General features: G+C 59.3%; 17 protein-coding genes and 1 pseudogene. 8 read left to right on the top strand and 10 right to left on the bottom strand.

The features are described from left to right. Both recA and recX read left to right on the top strand, forming a co-directional pair. The coding region (recA, locus tag ACQKP2_RS28440) for a recombinase RecA (RefSeq protein WP_427581457.1) at positions 1-1,041 on the top strand (1,041 nt) is incomplete at its 5' end. A gap of 8 nt (positions 1,042-1,049) precedes the next feature. Beyond that, entirely contained in the window at positions 1,050-1,517 is a 468-nt protein-coding gene (recX, locus tag ACQKP2_RS28435; RefSeq protein ID WP_427581455.1) for a recombination regulator RecX, read from the top strand. Between the two features lie 45 nt (positions 1,518-1,562). On the opposite strand, the gene ACQKP2_RS28430 is transcribed toward recX, so the two are convergent. Next, on the bottom strand, positions 1,563-2,681 hold the full coding sequence (locus tag ACQKP2_RS28430; protein WP_427581454.1) for a TIGR00730 family Rossman fold protein: 1,119 nt from the start codon (positions 2,679-2,681) through the stop codon (positions 1,563-1,565). 483 nt (positions 2,682-3,164) lie between these two features. Between ACQKP2_RS28430 and ACQKP2_RS28425 the strand changes: the two genes are divergently transcribed. Further along, positions 3,165-3,359 (top strand): hypothetical protein, encoded by a 195-nt coding sequence (locus tag ACQKP2_RS28425; RefSeq protein ID WP_427581452.1) that lies wholly within the window; start codon positions 3,165-3,167, stop codon positions 3,357-3,359. Here the strand turns inward: ACQKP2_RS28425 and ACQKP2_RS28420 are convergent, their stop codons facing one another. Further along, positions 3,360-3,782 carry a PA3611 family quorum-sensing-regulated virulence factor gene (locus tag ACQKP2_RS28420; RefSeq protein WP_427581451.1) on the bottom strand — a complete coding sequence of 141 codons (423 nt, stop codon included), beginning with the start codon at positions 3,780-3,782 and terminating at the stop codon, positions 3,360-3,362. 189 nt (positions 3,783-3,971) lie between these two features. Here ACQKP2_RS28420 and ACQKP2_RS28415 point away from each other — a divergent pair, with 189 nt between their 5' ends. The 3 genes from ACQKP2_RS28415 (at position 3,972) to ACQKP2_RS28405 (ending at position 6,041) form a co-directional block, all read left to right on the top strand. Further along, a complete protein-coding gene (locus ACQKP2_RS28415) occupies positions 3,972-4,715 on the top strand; it encodes a tRNA-uridine aminocarboxypropyltransferase (RefSeq protein WP_427581450.1) in 744 nt (247 codons plus the stop codon). A 238-nt stretch (positions 4,716-4,953) separates the two neighbouring features. Further along, on the top strand, positions 4,954-5,604 hold the full coding sequence (gene erdR, locus ACQKP2_RS28410) for a response regulator transcription factor ErdR (RefSeq protein ID WP_427581449.1): 651 nt from the start codon (positions 4,954-4,956) through the stop codon (positions 5,602-5,604). Positions 5,605-5,678: 74 nt separating this feature from the next. Further along, the gene (locus tag ACQKP2_RS28405) at positions 5,679-6,041 is read left to right on the top strand and encodes a diacylglycerol kinase (protein WP_427581447.1); all 363 of its coding nucleotides are present in this window, start codon (positions 5,679-5,681) and stop codon (positions 6,039-6,041) included. A gap of 7 nt (positions 6,042-6,048) precedes the next feature. Here ACQKP2_RS28405 and ACQKP2_RS28400 read toward each other — a convergent pair whose 3' ends face one another. Beyond that, a complete protein-coding gene (locus tag ACQKP2_RS28400) occupies positions 6,049-6,975 on the bottom strand; it encodes a LysR family transcriptional regulator (protein ID WP_427581445.1) in 927 nt (308 codons plus the stop codon). A 139-nt stretch (positions 6,976-7,114) separates the two neighbouring features. Here ACQKP2_RS28400 and fpr point away from each other — a divergent pair, with 139 nt between their 5' ends. Then, the gene (fpr, locus tag ACQKP2_RS28395) at positions 7,115-7,894 is read left to right on the top strand and encodes a ferredoxin-NADP reductase (protein ID WP_003443014.1); all 780 of its coding nucleotides are present in this window, start codon (positions 7,115-7,117) and stop codon (positions 7,892-7,894) included. Positions 7,895-8,052: 158 nt separating this feature from the next. Here fpr and tsaA read toward each other — a convergent pair whose 3' ends face one another. From tsaA to rimO, 6 genes and pseudogenes are all read right to left on the bottom strand, one after another. Then, a complete protein-coding gene (tsaA, locus tag ACQKP2_RS28390; RefSeq protein ID WP_427581442.1) occupies positions 8,053-8,754 on the bottom strand; it encodes a tRNA (N6-threonylcarbamoyladenosine(37)-N6)-methyltransferase TrmO in 702 nt (233 codons plus the stop codon). A 155-nt stretch (positions 8,755-8,909) separates the two neighbouring features. Next, the gene (locus tag ACQKP2_RS28385) at positions 8,910-9,680 is read right to left on the bottom strand and encodes an SDR family oxidoreductase (RefSeq protein WP_427581440.1); all 771 of its coding nucleotides are present in this window, start codon (positions 9,678-9,680) and stop codon (positions 8,910-8,912) included. Between the two features lie 179 nt (positions 9,681-9,859). Next, entirely contained in the window at positions 9,860-10,330 is a 471-nt protein-coding gene (locus ACQKP2_RS28380) for a DUF1456 family protein (RefSeq protein WP_427581438.1), read from the bottom strand. 71 nt (positions 10,331-10,401) lie between these two features. After that, a complete protein-coding gene (locus ACQKP2_RS28375; protein ID WP_427581436.1) occupies positions 10,402-11,112 on the bottom strand; it encodes an rRNA pseudouridine synthase in 711 nt (236 codons plus the stop codon). A gap of 183 nt (positions 11,113-11,295) precedes the next feature. After that, the gene (locus tag ACQKP2_RS28370) at positions 11,296-11,769 is read right to left on the bottom strand and encodes a GNAT family N-acetyltransferase (protein ID WP_427581434.1); all 474 of its coding nucleotides are present in this window, start codon (positions 11,767-11,769) and stop codon (positions 11,296-11,298) included. Between the two features lie 127 nt (positions 11,770-11,896). Beyond that, positions 11,897-13,234 (bottom strand): annotated as a pseudogene (rimO, locus tag ACQKP2_RS28365) (30S ribosomal protein S12 methylthiotransferase RimO). A 288-nt stretch (positions 13,235-13,522) separates the two neighbouring features. Between rimO and ACQKP2_RS28360 the strand changes: the two are divergent. After that, on the top strand, positions 13,523-15,424 hold the full coding sequence (locus ACQKP2_RS28360) for a potassium transporter Kup (RefSeq protein ID WP_427581432.1): 1,902 nt from the start codon (positions 13,523-13,525) through the stop codon (positions 15,422-15,424). 178 nt (positions 15,425-15,602) lie between these two features. Here ACQKP2_RS28360 and ACQKP2_RS28355 read toward each other — a convergent pair. Next, the coding region (locus ACQKP2_RS28355) for a virulence factor family protein (protein WP_427581430.1) at positions 15,603-16,382 on the bottom strand (780 nt) is incomplete at its 5' end.

The raw sequence follows: 16,382 nt of genomic DNA, 5'->3' as shown, positions 1-16,382 counted from the left end.
AAAGCCTTGGCTGCGGCCCTGGGTCAGATCGAACGTCAATTCGGCAAGGGTGCCGTAATGCGTATGGGCGATCAGGACCGTCAGGCGATTCCAGCCATTTCCACCGGCTCTCTGGGTCTGGACATTGCATTGGGCATTGGCGGTCTGCCGAAAGGCCGCATTATTGAAATCTATGGTCCTGAATCCTCCGGTAAAACCACGTTGACACTGTCCGTGATCGCCCAGGCTCAAAAAGCCGGCGCGACTTGCGCATTCGTCGATGCCGAACACGCTCTTGATCCCGAGTACGCCGGCAAGCTGGGCGTCAACGTTGACGACCTGCTGGTTTCCCAACCGGATACCGGTGAACAGGCCCTGGAAATCACCGACATGCTGGTGCGTTCCAACGCGGTTGACGTGATCATCGTCGACTCCGTTGCGGCACTGGTGCCAAAGGCTGAAATCGAAGGCGAAATGGGTGACATGCATGTGGGCCTGCAAGCCCGCCTGATGTCCCAGGCGCTGCGCAAAATCACCGGTAACATCAAGAATGCCAACTGCCTGGTGATCTTCATCAACCAGATCCGTATGAAAATCGGCGTGATGTTCGGCAGCCCGGAAACCACCACCGGGGGTAACGCGCTGAAGTTCTACGCATCGGTTCGTCTGGACATCCGTCGTACTGGCGCGGTGAAAGAAGGTGATGAGGTCGTTGGTAGCGAAACCCGTGTCAAGGTTGTGAAGAACAAGGTGGCTTCACCGTTCCGTCAGGCCGAGTTCCAGATTCTTTACGGCAAGGGTATCTACCTTAATGGCGAGATGATCGACCTGGGCGTTCTGCATGGTTTTGTCGAGAAGTCCGGTGCCTGGTATGCCTACAACGGCACCAAGATCGGTCAGGGCAAGGCCAACTCGGCCAAGTTCCTGGCGGACAATCCGGAAGTCGCAGCAGCGCTCGAGAAGCAACTGCGTGACAAGTTGCTGTCGCCGTCAGCGGTAGCTGAGTCCAAGGCATCTGCGGTCAAAGAGACCGAAGACGATATGGCTGACGCTGACATCTGATTGATCCGATGACCGCCGTACTTGACACACTCGTCGCTGTGCGGCGAAGCGCAATGGACCTGCTCGCGCGTCGCGAGCATGGTCGAGTCGAGCTGACGCGTAAGCTGCGTCAGCGCGGCGCCCTCCCGGAGCTGATCGAAACGGCACTCGACCGATTAACGGAAGAGGGCTTGCTCTCAGAGTCTCGCTACCTCGAAAGCTTCGTTTCCTACCGTGCCCGATCCGGTTATGGCCCTTTACGGATTCGTGAGGAGTTGAGCCAGCGCGGTCTGATGCGCAGCGATATCGAACTCGCCCTGCGAGAGTGCGGTATCGACTGGCAGGCGCAACTGCAAGAGACCTGGCAACGCAAATTCTCCGGGCAATTGCCCATAGACGCTCGGGAGCGTGCGAAGCAGGGCAGGTTCCTGGCGTATCGGGGATACTCCATGGAAATGATTAACCGCTTGTTCAGCGGTCGATACATGGAAGATTGACTGAAAACGGCCCGCTATTTCGATAGCGGGCCGTTTTTTTGTGCCTCACGAAACCTTTGACGGTTCCCGAGAACGTTGTTGTGCCTGAGGCTGGGGCTGCGCCCGGTTTTCCGGCAGGTTGATGTAGTCCACCAGTTCTCGCAAGCGACCATGATCACGGGCGTTGAATGCAAAAGACAATCGCGTCAGATGACTGAACTGCGCTTCGTCATGCTCCTCGCCGCTGTAAGCCTGCTGGTGGAAATGATCGCTCAAGCACAGGTCGGCGAAAGCCGTCTGCATGTGCTCGAGTGCCCGGTCGCTGAGTTTATGGTTCATGCGAATCACGAACTGATGCTTGAGCCATCGGCTGGAGTGGAAGTTGCTGTAGAACTGGTTGATGTGTTCGACCGCCTCTTCGGCGCTGTAGACCAGTCGCACCAGTTTCATATCGGTGGGCAGGATGTAGCGATTTTCCTCCAGCTGCTGGCGAATGAAGTCCAGTGCGCCTTGCCAGAACTTGCCCCCTGGCGAATCCAGCAACACCACCGGCACCAACGGGCTTTTGCCGGTCTGGATCAGCGTCAGGACCTCCAGCGCCTCATCCAGCGTGCCGAAACCGCCAGGGCATAGCACCAGTGCATCGGCTTCCTTGACGAAGAACAGCTTGCGGGTGAAGAAGAAATGGAAGGGCAGCAGGTTGGTTGTGCCGTTGACGGTAGGGTTGGCGTGCTGTTCGAAAGGCAGGGTGATGTTGAAGCCCAGGCTGTGTTCCAGTCCGGCACCTTCGTGGGCTGCGGCCATGATGCCGCCACCGGCGCCGGTGATGACCATCATGTCCGAGCGTGCCAGTGCGGCGCCCAGTTCCCTGGCCAGTGCGTACAGCGGGTGTTCGATCGGTGTGCGGGCCGAGCCGAACACGGTGACTTTACGACGTCCCTTGAACTGTTCCAGCACACGGAATGCATGCTCCAGTTCGCGCAGGGCCTGCAAGGTGATTTTGGCGTTCCAGCGGTTGTGGTCATCCTGGGCCATGCGCAGCACAGTCAGGATCATGTCGCGGTAGATGGGGGCGTTCGGGCTGTTGGGTGAAACCAGGTTGAGTTGTTCTTCGACCTTGCTGATGAGGTCGTGGCCGCTTTCCTGAAAATGACGGCTCAGGAGGTCATTCGGTTGGTAAGGCATTCAACTTCTCCTTCTGCACAGAACCCTTGGCTGCGACAAAGCATTCGTCGACGCCACGACACGTCCTGTGTCGCTGTCTGCCCAAGCCCATGCCTGGGTGATCCACTTGACCCGAATGGTTTGCGGGTCATCCATACAGGCTCTGTTATTCCTTGGATGAAAGAAACGTTCGCTTGGTTCAACGCGTATGGGCAGCCCCTTTCCCGCCCAGAAAAAGTGTACGTGGATACCCTGAAATCTAGACGCTTGTGGGGAGTTTCGCTGCCTTGATCATTGCGCCGTAATGCCTTTACTGGCAACTGCTTATTGCCGATTTGCAAGGTGGTTTCACCGCTCGTCTGAACGATCGCCACGTGCTCTGCGCTCTGATTTACTAAATTACAGGTGCCATACGACAGCTTTGCGTCAATGGCATGGTACAGGGCTCAAGCGGTTCAAGGATTTATCGCTCAACGCGAGTGAATGCAGGGAGGCGGGAAGCCAATGGCCAGAGTCATTCTGGAGATCGATACGCAGCTGTATCGATTGCTCAAGTCATCAGCCGAGACCAATCATCTGAGCCTCGAAGAGGAGTGCTGCCGGCGCTTGATGGGCGCTGAGCGGCGTTCGCGCTATTTGCAGGCGTTGTTGGCGGAGTTGCGCGCCGAGGATGAACAGCGGCGCGCCCAATCCCACTGATTACTTCTTCTTGGATGTCGCTTTCGGGCAATCCGATTCCTGGTAGCTCGCGGAACCGATTGGACGATTGGTTTTCACTTCGGTGAAGTCATAACGCATGATCGCGCCCTTGGCCATCAGCTTGCGGTACGACGGGTTGTTGCATACCGACGCACCGAGCTGGAAGTACACGGCTTTGGGGTCCGCACGCATCTTGCTGGCGTGGCTGGCCTGTACGCTCAAGTGATTGATCAGCGTTTTGCCTTCAACGGTATAGCCCTGATCAAGAATGTCTTCGTTGATCGCCCGAGGCGTGCCGACACTGCTTTGCGCGGCGACGTTTTGCAGTTCTCTGTTCAGGTTCTGCTCACTCAAGGAGGCAGCCTGAGCAGTGAGGGACGATGCCAGCAGGACGACAGCGGCGGGAACGATAAGGCGCAACATGAAACTCTCCTGGTTCAGTGACTGGTGCTTCGACCCGTCACATGACTGTGCGTTCAGTGGCGGCGAATTATAGGGGAGGCCGTCGGGACGGTACAGGTTTGCAGTCGCCGCTCTGGTAAACTGTCGGCCTTTATTGCCCTGCCGAGAGTTGTTCGTGTCGATTTCCCTGTTTTGCCGGTGTCGTCTGCAATGAGCCATGCCCCCAACGCTGTAGCCCGCCTGCGTGATCAGCGCGAAGAGGAAGGTATCAAGCCGATCCAGGCCCGAGGCTGGCGCGCCCCCCGTTGCCGTACCTGTCGCGTGATCGAGAGCCATTGCCTGTGCGCCTGGCGTCCGCAGGTCGAGACTCGCTCCGGGGTATGCCTGATCATGACCAACAAGGAAGTGTTCAAACCGAGCAACACCGGTTGGCTGATCGCAGATGTAGTGCGCGACAACTATGCGTTCATCTGGTCGCGGACCGAGGTGGATCAGCAATTGCTGGCCTTGTTGTCCGACCCGCAATGGCAGCCTTACCTGGTGTTTCCTGGCGAATATGTCGAGCCCGAACGTGTGACCCACAGTGTGTCGCTCGATAGCTCCAGGCGACCGTTGTTCATTCTGTTGGACGCGACCTGGACCGAAGCACGGAAGATGTTCCGCAAAAGTCCCTATTTTGACGCATTGCCGATCCTCAGCCTGCAGCCCGAAAAGCTCTCGCGCTATCAATTGCGCCGGTCTACCCGCAGCGAACACCTGTGCACCGCGGAAGTCGCGGCCCTGTGTCTCGATCTGGCGGGCGATGTGCAATCGGCGTCGGCTCTGGACGCTTATTTCGACGTGTTCAGCCAGCACTATCTTGATGCCAAGCGGCAACTGGACATCAACGTTGAAACCGCGGCACATGCCGAGTTGTTGCCGTTTGTGCAAAACAGCGTGCCGTCGGCAGTCTGAGCTTCGACCATACTGCAGGGCACGGATCGGCCTTGCGGCTTGACCACCCCGGCTTCGCTGGGCATGCTTGGCGCCGATTCAGGGCGCGGCCCGGGTTTGATACGCCGCTTTTTTATGTGAAGAGTCACATATCGGCGTTTAACGTGCGCTGTTTGTGCAGTCAAATGGCTGTACCTTGAGTCGTTTTGGCGAACCCGAATGCATTGGGCGTCCCATGAAAAACAGGATCAGCTGAAAAATGGCCACATACGAAATCCTGATTGCCGATGACCACCCGCTTTTTCGTTCCGCCTTGCATCAGGCGTTGACCCTGGGACTTGGCCCGGATGTCCGTCTGGTGGAAGTGGCGAGCATTTCCGAACTGGAAACCCGCCTGACCGAAAAGGCCGACTGGGATCTGGTACTGCTGGATCTGAATATGCCGGGGGCCTATGGTTTTTCCGGGCTTGTACTGCTTCGCGGCCAGTATCCGCAGATTCCGGTGGTCATGGTGTCGGCCCAGGAAGAAGCCTCGGTGATGGTCAAGTCCCGCGAGTTCGGTGCCAGTGGCTTCATTCCCAAGTCCAGCGACCTGGGAGTCATCCAGAAAGCCGTGCGTGCCGTACTGGATGGCGACGTTTACTGGCCGGCGCAAGCCTACGAAGCGGTCAGCGTTTCCGATGAGGCCAAGGCGGCCAGTGAAGGGCTTGCGAGCCTGACGCCGCAACAGTTCAGAGTGTTGACCATGGTCTGCGAAGGCCTGTTGAACAAGCAGATTGCCTACGAACTGGGTGTTTCCGAAGCGACCATCAAGGCCCACGTGACTGCGATTTTCCGTAAACTGAACGTGCGAACCCGTACTCAGGCGGCGTTGCTCTTGCAACAACTTGAGTCAATTTCGAGCCACTAAGGGTCTGCGCCTTCACGCTTTTTTGACCCGGGCTGCTCTAGCTTTCCCACTCCTTTTGATCAGTTGTCTACTCTATGTCCCCTTTCAAAGGCCAGACCGGCCTGAAACGCATCCTCAACGCCTCCGGCTATTCCTTCGATGGCCTGCGCGCCGCCTTCACCGGCGAAGCGGCTTTCCGCCAACTGGTCCTGCTCAACGCCGTCCTGATTCCCTTGTCGTTCTTCCTGAGCGTCAGCCGCGTCGAGCGCGCGTTGCTGATTGCTGTCTGCCTGCTGGCCTTGATTGTCGAACTGCTGAACTCGGCGGTGGAAGCGGCCATCGATCGCATTTCCCTTGAGCGCCATCCGTTGTCGAAGAATGCCAAGGACATGGGCAGCGCAGCGCAACTCGTCGCGCTGTCCATGATCGCGCTGGTTTGGGCGGTGATCCTGTTTTAAGTCTGCTTCAAGCGATCGGTGGCAGCACGATCTCGTCGCTGCGCTGCACCCCGGCGGTGAAAGCGCGGCACAGATCGAGGAATTCACGCATCGCTGATGTCTGATACTTCTGTTTGTGCCAGATGAAGTAGAACTGCCGCGCCAGGTCAAGGCCCGGTGTTTCTACCGGCACCAGGCTGCCACGACGGAACGCGTCGCGCAGAGCCAGTCGCGAAATGCAGCCAATCCCCAATCCGGACTCCACCGCGCGCTTGATCGCCTCGGTGTGCTCCAGTTCCAGGCGGATGTTCAGCGCCCGATGGTGATGGCGCATCGCCTGGTCGAACGTCAGCCGCGTTCCTGAGCCTTGCTCGCGCAGAATCCAGGCCTCGTGGCTCAGTTCGTCCATGGTCGCGGTGCCCCGTTGGGCCAGTGGATGCTGCGGTGCGCAAAACACCACCAACTCATCCTCGACCCAGCTCTGCACTTCAATGTCAGGGTGGCTGCAGTCGCCTTCGATCAGACCCAGATCAATTTCGTAATGGGCCACCTGTTGCACAATATTGGCGGTGTTCTGCACATGGAGTTTGACCTGGCTCTCCGGGTGGCGCTGCATGAATCCGCCGATGAGCAGGGTTGCCAGGTAATTGCCGATGGTCAGTGTCGCACCCACGGCCAGCGAACCGAAACCGGACTTGCCGTTGAGCAGGTCCTCGATTTCCTTGGCTTGATCGAGCATGGCGACGGCTTGCGGCAGCAATTGTTTGCCCAGGGCATTGAGGCTCAACCGTTTGCCGGCGCGGTCGAACAACTGGCAGCTGGACTGACGCTCAAGTTCGGTGATCGAAGTGCTCGCCGCCGATTGCGACAGGTTCAGCAGGCCGGCGGCACGGGACACGCTTTCCTGCTGGGCCACGGCGACGAATACTTGAAGTTGACGGAGAGTAAATCGCATATCGATATAACCGATTACCCTTATCTTAATAATCCATTTAACAGATATTGTTACTGCTATTAGAATGCGATGCAATTGCGCGCTGCCTGCAATTTTCACCAGGGGCATGCGCAGACAGAATCTTCAGGAGTCCCCGTACATGAGCAACATGAACCACGAGCGTGTCCTCAGTGTTCATCACTGGAACGACACTCTGTTCAGCTTCAAGTGCACCCGCGACCCGGGCCTGCGCTTCGAGAACGGTCAGTTCGTGATGATCGGCCTGCAACAGCCCAACGGCCGCCCGCTTATGCGCGCTTACTCGATTGCCAGCCCGAACTGGGAAGAGCATCTCGAGTTCTTCAGCATCAAGGTGCCTGACGGTCCGTTGACTTCCCAGCTTCAGCACCTGAAGGAAGGCGACGAGATCATCATCAGCAAGAAGCCTACCGGCACGCTGGTGCTGGATGACTTGAAGCCTGGCAAACATCTGTACCTGCTCAGCACCGGCACCGGTCTGGCGCCATTCATGAGCGTCATTCAGGATCCGGAAACCTACGAGCGTTTCGAAAAAGTGATCCTGTGCCACGGCGTGCGTTACGTCAATGAAGTCGCTTACCGCGAATTCATCACCGAGCACCTGCCGCAGAACGAGTTTTTCGGCGAGGCGCTGCGTGACAAATTGATCTACTACCCGACCGTGACCCGCGAGCCATTCGAGAACGAAGGTCGCCTGACCGACCTGATGCGCAGCGGCAAGCTGTTCAGCGACATCGGTCTGCCACCGATCAACCCGCAGGACGACCGCGCCATGCTGTGCGGCAGCCCGAGCATGCTCGACGAGACCAGCGAAGTGCTCAACAGCTTCGGCCTGAAAGTTTCGCCGCGGATGCGTGAGCCGGGTGATTATCTGATCGAGCGTGCGTTCGTCGAGAAGTAACAAGCCCGCAATACTGCAAAAGCCCGCGTTGCCTCAAGGCAACGCGGGCTTTTTTTTGCCTCCTGTAGGAGCGAGCACGCTCGCGATGGTCGTCAACGATGACGCTGGCTGCCTGGGGCCCCGCGGTGCTTGTGCCTCCATCGCGAGCGTGCTCGCTCCTACAGGGCCTGTTTCAGGACGACTTCCAGCACGCGGATCGACTCCGGCGTCGGGTAATGCCAGCGTACGTCCAGGTCCCAGAACTGTGCGCCGTATTCGCGCTCCGGTGCGGGCGTCTGGTAGGCGGGGCGCGGATCCTGCGCCAGGCATTGCTCGATCAGCTCGACCAGGGGCTCTGAAAGCCGCTGAGCGTGTTCGTGAGCCTGCAGCAGGGCACTGTCCGCCCATTGCACGGCAATCAGCCGTGGCGCAGCGCTGGCGATGCTGTTGGCGGCGTTGTCGATGATGTCGGCGTAAGGCACGTAGGGTTTGATGTCGAGAATCGGTGTGCCATCCAGCAAGTCGATACCGGATATCCACAGGCGACCGGGCTCCACCTTGTCCAGCTTGACTACCGATTGACCAATGCCGTTGGGGCGATGAGTGGCGCGGGTAGCAAACACGCCCATGGATTTGTTGCCGCCCAGGCGAGGCGGGCGGACCTTCAATCGTGGCTTTTCTTCCAGGGCCTGATGAAACAGGAACAGCAACCAGACATGGCTGACCTGCTCCAGTCCCTGCACCGCATCGCCCTGATCGAAAGGTGCCACCAGCTCCAGCACCCCCCGTGCTGCCGGTGCCAGTTGCGGTTGGCGGGGGATGGCGAACTTCTCCTTGAAACAGGAATGTACGAAGCCGATGGGGGAAACGCTGTAGGTCATGGGGTGGCGGTCGGCGGGAAAGAGGCGGGCATGATAACCCGATCGACCTTTGATTCGGTGGTCTCTGTCAGGTCGTCATCGCGAACAGGCTCGCTCCCACAGCGTTTTGCATCTTTTGTGAGAGCGAGCCTGCTCGCGAAAGCTGCGCACCGGATTCAGAGACTGAACCCGCCATCCAGCGGAATGATATTGCCGGTCATATAGGCACCCGCCGTGCTCGCCAGGCTGATCGCCAATGCCGCCATCTCTTCCTCGCGCCCCCAACGCTTCATCGGGATAAGCGCGGTGTCCTGCGCCATCGCTTGTTCATCATTGCCAATATGCTGGGTCATCTTGCTGGGGAAGCGTCCAGGCGCAATCACGTTGATGTTGATGTGCTGGCCTACCAGTTCCCGGGCTAGGATCCGCGACAATTGATGCAACGCGGCCTTGCTGGGACCGTAGGCATACGCCTGTTCCCCGAAGGATGAAATCCCGGCCACCGAGCCGATGTTGATGACCCGTGCCGGATTCGCCGGTGAGCCGGCCTTGCGCAGCAGTGGCAAGAGTTGCTGGATGCAGTTGAATACAGATGTCACGTTGAGTTGCATCACCTTTTCCCAACCCTTTACCGGATAGCTTTCCAGCGGTGCGCCCCAGGTGGTGCCGGCATTGTTGACCAGAATGTCGAGATGGGCGATCCGCTCGCCCAGGCGCGTGACCAGTTGCTGCACGCCTTCTTCGGTCGAAAGGTTGGCCGCGATGCCATGGCAGCGGCCGGACGTACCGAGCTCCTGAGCCGTTTGCAGGCAGGCTTCGGCATCACGGGCGCAGACATACACGGTGGCGCCCGCCTCGACGTAGGCCTTGGCGATCATTTTGCCGATGCCACGGGTGCCGCCGGTGACCAGGGCGGTGCGACCTTGCAGGGAAAAGTAGGGATGCATGGCGTGTCCTGAGAGCTGAGGTCTTTACACCCTAGTCGTCGGCCGCGAAAAGCGGAGCCACTATTTTTGTGCGGAATGAGCGGCCATATGGGGTGGCTCGCTGGCATTGGCGATCTCCCGGCCGCATTCGCCAGCAAGCTGTGCTCCTACAGGGCACGCCAGTCGCTCAAGTCAGGCGGTTATTGCGGGCGTACCCGCAGGGTGAGCCCCTTGAGGAAGTTGCGCAGCAACTGGTCGCCGCAGGGGCGGTAGTTGGTGTGGCCAACCTTGCGGAACAGTGCGCTCAGTTCAGGTTTGGACACAGGAAAGTCTGCAGCCTTGAGGATCGCGTGCAGGTCGTCTTCCTTGAGTTCGAAGGCCACGCGCAGCTTCTTGAGGATGATGTTGTTGGTCACTGGCACTTCGATGGGCATTGGCGCACGGCTGTCGTCCTTGCCGCGCTTGAAGATCACCAGACCGTCGAGAAAGTACGCCATGACTTCGTCCGGGCAGCGTACGAAGCCTTCCTCGTCCTCCTCTTTCTTGTCGAGGTACTTCACCACGTCTTCCAGAGTGACGGTCATGCCACCCAGCTTGATGATTTCGACGACTTTCCTGTCGCTGATGTCGAGCATGTAGCGCACGCTGCGCAAAACGTCGTTATGAGTCATGTGTACGGTCCTGATATTCAGCTGTGGCGTCGCGGCTGTGCGTGGCGCCGAATGAGAGGGCGTGAAAAGCTTCAGAACTTTTCTTTGCCGGACAGGTAGCGCCATTGACCGAGCGGTACCTTGCCGATGGAAACACCGCCGATGCGGATACGGCGAATGCCGACGACCTTGAGGCCAACGCCTTCGCAGAGCTGTGCGATGAGCCCCGGTTGCGGGTTCTTCATGGCGAAGCGCAGGCGGTTTTCGTTTTGCCAGCTGGCTTTGACCGGCGGCATTTCCTTGCCCTTGTACTTCAGGCCGTGTTGCAGGCGGTTAAGGCCATGCTCGACCATATGGCCTTCGACCTCGACCACGTACTCCTGCTCGATCCGGCTCGCGTCGGCGGTCAGCTTGCGCAGCACCTTCCAGTCCTGAGTGAACACCAACAGGCCGCTGGCATTGGGTTGCAGGTCGGCGCTGACGGTCAGTCGCAGGAAGTGTCCCCGCAGGGGGCGTTTGCCGAAACGATGTTCTTCGCTGAGGGTCTCGGCATTGAGCGAGCGCATGGCCGTGTCGGTGTCCATGCCGGCCGGCACATTGAGCAGCAGGGTCACCGGTTCTGGCGCGGTGGCCTTGGCGTCCTTGTCGAGCTCGACTTTCTGGGTGTCGACCTTGAACTGCGGCTCATCGATGACCTGGCCGTCGACAGTGACCCAGCCACCCTCGATGAACAGCTCTGCCTCCCGACGAGAGCAGCCGACAAGTTCGATGAGGCGTTTGGAGAGTCGAATCGGGTCAGTCATGTTGGGGCCGTTATAAAAAAAGATGGGCATTGTACCTGCCTGGCACGGGTAAATCGCGACTCCATTTCGGCACTGTTGCTTTGGTGGGAGCTGGCTTGCCTGCGATGGCGTCACCTCGGTGCTGTTGAAAGTCCGCAGCGCCTGCATCGCCGGCAAGCCGGCTCCCACAGTATTTGTGTTGTGTCAGGCATTGCGCGCTTTTTGCTGGGGCTGGCGATAACGCATATGCAGCAACGGATACGGTTGTCCCATGCCATCGACCTCCGAGCGACCGATCACCTCGAACCCCTGCTTGAAGTAAAACCCCAGCGCTTGCGGGTTTTGTTCGTTGACGTCCAGTTCATCGGCATTGAGGTGCTCCATGGCGTAGCGCAGCAACTGCTTGCCCAACCCCTGGCCACGATGCGCCGGATCAATGAACAGCATTTCTATCTTGCCCGCCGCGACACCGGCGAATCCGGTGATGCGATGGTGCGGGTCCTTCGTGCAAATGAGCATCACTGCGTCGAGGTAGCGGCTCAGTACAAGATTCTTCAGCAGTTCGATGTAGCTGTCCGGCAAAAAGTCATGAGTGGCGCGCACTGACGCTTCCCAGACCCGTGTCAGTTCTTCGTAGTCGCTGTATTTCGGCGTATGAATGACCGAATGTTGGCGCATGGCCGGCTGCTCCCTGGTGCTGGTCGTGATTTCTTTGAAACAGGCGAGTCCTTTCTCCCACAAAACGATAGCCGTAAAAAAGCCCCGCATCTCGTCATGAGAGCGGGGCTTTTCATATTTTTTGCGTTTAGATCTGTTCGGCCCAGAGGTCGTATTCGTCGGCGTCGGTCACTTTGCACCAGACCTTGTCGCCCGGCTTGAGGTTGCTGCCGTTGTCGATGAACACGTTGCCGTCGATTTCCGGGGCATCGAAGAAGCAGCGGCCGACAGCGCCTTGCTCGTCGACTTCATCGACCAGTACTTCGATTTCACGGCCGATGCGCATTTGCAGACGTGCCGCGCTGATGGCCTGCTGGTGCGCCATGAAGCGCTCCCAGCGATCCTGCTTGACATCATCCGGCACGACTTCCAGGTCCAGATCGTTAGCCGGTGCACCCTCGACCGGCGAGTACTGGAAGCAGCCGACGCGGTCGAGCTGGGCTTCGGTCAGCCAGTCCAGCAGGTACTGGAAGTCCTCTTCGGTTTCTCCCGGGAAGCCGACGATGAAGGTCGAGCGGATGATCAGGTCCGGGCAGATTTCGCGCCAGTTCTTGATCCGCGCCAGGGTCTTGTCCTCGAACGCCGGGCGTTTCATCGACTTGAGCACCTTGGGGCTCGCGTGCTGGAACGGGATGTCCAGGTACGGCAGGATCTTGCCGGCGGCCATCAACGGGATCAGTTCATCCACGTGCGGGTACGGGTAAACGTAGTGCAGGCGAACCCAGACACCGAGAGTGCTCAGGGCTTCGCAGAGTTCGGTCATGCGGGTTTTCACCGGCGCGCCGTTCCAGAAACCGGTGCGGTACTTCACGTCGACGCCGTAGGCGCTGGTGTCCTGGGAGATCACCAGCAGTTCCTTGACGCCGGACTTGACCAGGCGCTGGGCCTCGTCGAGCACGTCACCGACCGGACGGCTGACCAGTTTGCCGCGCATCGACGGGATGATGCAGAAGCTTCAGCTGTGGTTGCAGCCTTCGGAAATCTTCAGGTAGGCGTAGTGGCGCGGGGTCAGCTTGATCCCTTGCGGCGGCACCAGGTCGATCAGCGGGTTGTGATCCTGTTTCGGCGGTACGACTTCGTGTACCGCGCTGACCACCTGCTCGTATTGCTGCGGGCCGGTGACGGCCAGCACGCTCGGGTGTACTTCGCGGATGTTGCCTTCTTCGACGCCCATGCAGCCGGTCACGATGACCTTGCCGTTTTCCTTGATGGCTTCGCCGATCACTTCCAGGGATTCGGCTTTGGCCGAATCGATGAAGCCGCAGGTATTGACCACGACCACATCGGCGTCCTGATAGGTGGACACGACGTCATAGCCTTCCATGCGCAGCTGGGTCAGGATGCGCTCGGAGTCGACCAGTGCTTTGGGGCAACCCAGGGATACGAAACCAACCTTTGGATTGGCCGGCGCAGGAGTGGTGGACATGTCTAACCTCGGTATAGGTAGTGCCCTCGGCCTCGTGGGCGGGGCGACAGACGGACGCTTGGAGGCGTCTCTGATCAAAAAGTGCGCAATTCTAGCGATGGTAAGCGCACTTGACCAGCTTTATGCAGGGAAATACGACGAGTGCTGCGCTATGCTTCGCGCCGTTGGGCTTTACCAATTTTTTACAGTCAACAAATCGTCTGTAACTTGAAGTAAAACAGCGCATGCTGCACGACAAGGCATAGTGCTATTCCAGGGTAGTCCGGGTCCGGGTAGTAGGAGTGGTGGATGGGTCAGGCAAGTAGTCACGCGGCGGGCGTCGGGCATTCGACGGCGAATCCGATCGGCATGCTGGTCGCCGCGGTCGGGGTTGTGTATGGCGACATCGGCACGAGTCCGTTGTACACCCTCAAGGAAGTGTTCTCCGGTGGTTATGGTGTACCGGTCAATCATGATGGCGTGTTGGGGATCCTGGCGCTGATCTTCTGGTCGCTGATCTGGGTCGTGTCGATCAAGTACATGATGTTTGTCCTGCGCGCCGACAACCAGGGCGAGGGCGGGATCATGGCCCTGACTGCGCTGGCCCGGCGGGCGGCGGGAGGGCGTGCCAAGCTGCGTACGCTGTTGGTGGTTTGCGGGCTGATCGGTGCAGCGCTGTTCTACGGCGACAGCATGATCACGCCGGCGATTTCGGTTCTGTCGGCGATTGAAGGCCTGGGGTTGGCGTTCGAGGGGATCGACCACTGGGTGGTGCCGCTGTCGCTGGTGGTGCTGGTCGGGTTGTTTCTGATTCAAAGCCACGGCACTGCGCGCATCGGCATTCTGTTCGGGCCGATCATGGTCACCTGGTTCGTGGTGCTCGGCGCCTTGGGTGTCAACGGCATTCTGCAGCATCCTGAAGTGCTGCAGGCGATCAATCCTGTATGGGGGGTGCGTTTCTTCCTCGATCATCCTGGCATGGGCGTGGCCATCCTCGGTGCCGTGGTGCTGGCGTTGACCGGTGCCGAAGCGCTGTATGCCGACATGGGGCACTTCGGTCGCAAGCCGATTGCCCGTGCGTGGTTCCTCCTGGTGTTGCCGGCGCTGGTGCTGAACTATTTCGGTCAGGGGGCGCTGTTGCTCGGTGATCCTGAGGCCGCTCGCAACCCGTTCTATCTGCTTGCGCCAAGCTGGGCGTTGATTCCGTTGGTCGGCCTGTCGACGATGGCCACGGTGATTGCCTCGCAGGCGGTGATTTCCGGTGCATTCTCCCTGACTCGCCAGGCGATCCAGCTCGGTTACATTCCGCGCATGCATATCCGGCACACCTCCAGTGCCGAACAGGGCCAGATCTACATCGGCGCGGTGAACTGGTCGCTGATGGTCGGCGTTATTCTGCTGGTCATCGGGTTCGAGTCTTCCGGCGCCCTGGCCTCGGCCTACGGTGTCGCAGTGACCGGTACCATGCTGATGACCACCATTCTGGTGTCAGCAGTCATCTTGCTGCTGTGGAAGTGGCCACCGATCTTCGCGGTGCCGGTGCTGGTTGGCTTCCTGCTGGTCGATGGCCTGTACTTCGCCGCCAACGTGCCCAAAATCGTGCAGGGCGGTGCCTTCCCCGTCGTCGCGGGCTTGGCTTTGTTTGTGCTGATGACCACCTGGAAACGCGGCAAGCAGTTGCTGGTGGAGCGTATCGACGAAGGTGGTCTGCCGTTGCCGATTTTCATCAGCAGTATTGCCGTCCAGCCGCCGCATCGCGTACAGGGCACCGCGGTGTTCCTGACCGCGCGACCGGACGCCGTGCCCCACGCGTTATTGCACAACCTGCTGCATAACCAGGTGCTGCACGAGCAAGTGGTGCTGTTGACGGTGGTTTATGAAGATATCCCGCGGGTGCCGCCGAGCCGGCGCTTCGAGGTCGATTCCTACGGCGAGGGGTTCTTCCGGGTGATTCTGCATTTCGGTTTCACCGACGAGCCGGACGTGCCGCAGGCCCTGAAGCTTTGCCCACTCGATGAGCTGGATTTCAGCCCGATGCGCACCACGTACTTCCTCAGCCGCGAGACGGTCATCGCCTCCAAGCTCGAGGGCATGTCGCGCTGGCGCGAGGGGTTGTTCGCCTTCATGTTGCAGAACGCCAACGGTAACCTGCGCTTCTTCAACCTCCCGTTGAACCGGGTGATCGAGTTGGGTACTCAGGTCGAGATGTAACCCTCGATTCTGTAGGAGCGAGCATGCTCGCGATGGGCTCGACAGCTCCGCGGGGTATCAGGTTTCCCGCGTTATCGTTGACGACCATCGTGAGCATGCTCACTCCTACAGGTTAAGAGCAGGAATGAAAAAGCCCCTGCAATCCAAAGATTGCAGGGGCTTTTTGTTTTCTGCCGGATCACTCTGCGGCGGCGGTTTCCTTGGCCTGGCGCTTCTCGATGATGTCCACCAGGCGTTTGGCCAGCGCCGGGTAGTTTTCGTCGAAGTGATGGCCGCCGGGCAGTTTCATCGCTTCGCCCACCGCCGTCTTGTCGGTGCAGCCGCTTTCATCGGTTTCCTCTTCACCGTAGATGCACACCACTTTGTCGGCGGGCAGCTTGGCCATTTCCGGGCCGGTGGCGGCTTCCTTGCCGGCGTTGCCGAGCCAGCCTTCAACTTCGATTTCGAAGCTGCCGGTGCGGGCAAAGGCCAGCAGGATGATTGCGTCGACGCGATTCTGTTCCGATTCGGCCAAACGGTTGTAGATGGCCGGCAAAACATCCGCACCAAACGAGTAACCGGTCAGGATGAAGCGCTTGGTGCCCCATTTTTGCCGGTAGTGCTGCATCAGCTCGGCCAGGTCCAGTGCGCTTTGCTCCGGGCTCTTGTGCTGCCAGTAGTAGCGCAGGGTGTCGATGCCGACCACCGGGTAGCCGATCTTGGCCATTTCGCCCGCCACGTCGCGGTCGAGGTCGCGCCAGCCGCCGTCACCGGACAGGAACAGGGTCACGGTGTCCTGGGCCTGGCCCGCGGGTACTTCGACAACCGGGATCTGCAGGCCACCGGCGGCTTTGTCGCCACCGACGAGGATCTTGCGCAGTTCGTTGTTCAGGACCTGTGGCAGGTTGTTATCGTAGTCGGTGTTGCTGGTTTCGGCGTTGGGCTGGTCGCGTACGATGCCCGCTCTGGTGTCGTGAGG

Origin of the sequence: Pseudomonas sp. NPDC089569, from assembly GCF_050280625.1 — a bacterium.
Lineage (GTDB): Bacteria > Pseudomonadota > Gammaproteobacteria > Pseudomonadales > Pseudomonadaceae > Aquipseudomonas.
The sequence above is the reverse complement of the archived record's forward strand: the minus strand, read 5'-3'. Positions and strand labels throughout refer to the sequence as shown.

Coding starts and splice junctions, on each gene's coding strand:
- fpr (WP_003443014.1), top strand. CDS start 7,115: ATGAGCAACATGAACCACGAGCGTGTCCTCAGTGTTCATCACTGGAAC.
- tsaA (WP_427581442.1), bottom strand. CDS start 8,754: ATGACCTACAGCGTTTCCCCCATCGGCTTCGTACATTCCTGTTTCAAG.
- ACQKP2_RS28405 (WP_427581447.1), top strand. CDS start 5,679: ATGTCCCCTTTCAAAGGCCAGACCGGCCTGAAACGCATCCTCAACGCC.
- ACQKP2_RS28360 (WP_427581432.1), top strand. CDS start 13,523: ATGGGTCAGGCAAGTAGTCACGCGGCGGGCGTCGGGCATTCGACGGCG.
- ACQKP2_RS28385 (WP_427581440.1), bottom strand. CDS start 9,680: ATGCATCCCTACTTTTCCCTGCAAGGTCGCACCGCCCTGGTCACCGGC.
- ACQKP2_RS28420 (WP_427581451.1), bottom strand. CDS start 3,782: ATGTTGCGCCTTATCGTTCCCGCCGCTGTCGTCCTGCTGGCATCGTCC.
- ACQKP2_RS28400 (WP_427581445.1), bottom strand. CDS start 6,975: ATGCGATTTACTCTCCGTCAACTTCAAGTATTCGTCGCCGTGGCCCAG.
- ACQKP2_RS28370 (WP_427581434.1), bottom strand. CDS start 11,769: ATGCGCCAACATTCGGTCATTCATACGCCGAAATACAGCGACTACGAA.
- ACQKP2_RS28375 (WP_427581436.1), bottom strand. CDS start 11,112: ATGACTGACCCGATTCGACTCTCCAAACGCCTCATCGAACTTGTCGGC.
- ACQKP2_RS28425 (WP_427581452.1), top strand. CDS start 3,165: ATGGCCAGAGTCATTCTGGAGATCGATACGCAGCTGTATCGATTGCTC.
- erdR (WP_427581449.1), top strand. CDS start 4,954: ATGGCCACATACGAAATCCTGATTGCCGATGACCACCCGCTTTTTCGT.
- recX (WP_427581455.1), top strand. CDS start 1,050: ATGACCGCCGTACTTGACACACTCGTCGCTGTGCGGCGAAGCGCAATG.
- ACQKP2_RS28380 (WP_427581438.1), bottom strand. CDS start 10,330: ATGACTCATAACGACGTTTTGCGCAGCGTGCGCTACATGCTCGACATC.
- ACQKP2_RS28430 (WP_427581454.1), bottom strand. CDS start 2,681: ATGCCTTACCAACCGAATGACCTCCTGAGCCGTCATTTTCAGGAAAGC.
- ACQKP2_RS28415 (WP_427581450.1), top strand. CDS start 3,972: ATGAGCCATGCCCCCAACGCTGTAGCCCGCCTGCGTGATCAGCGCGAA.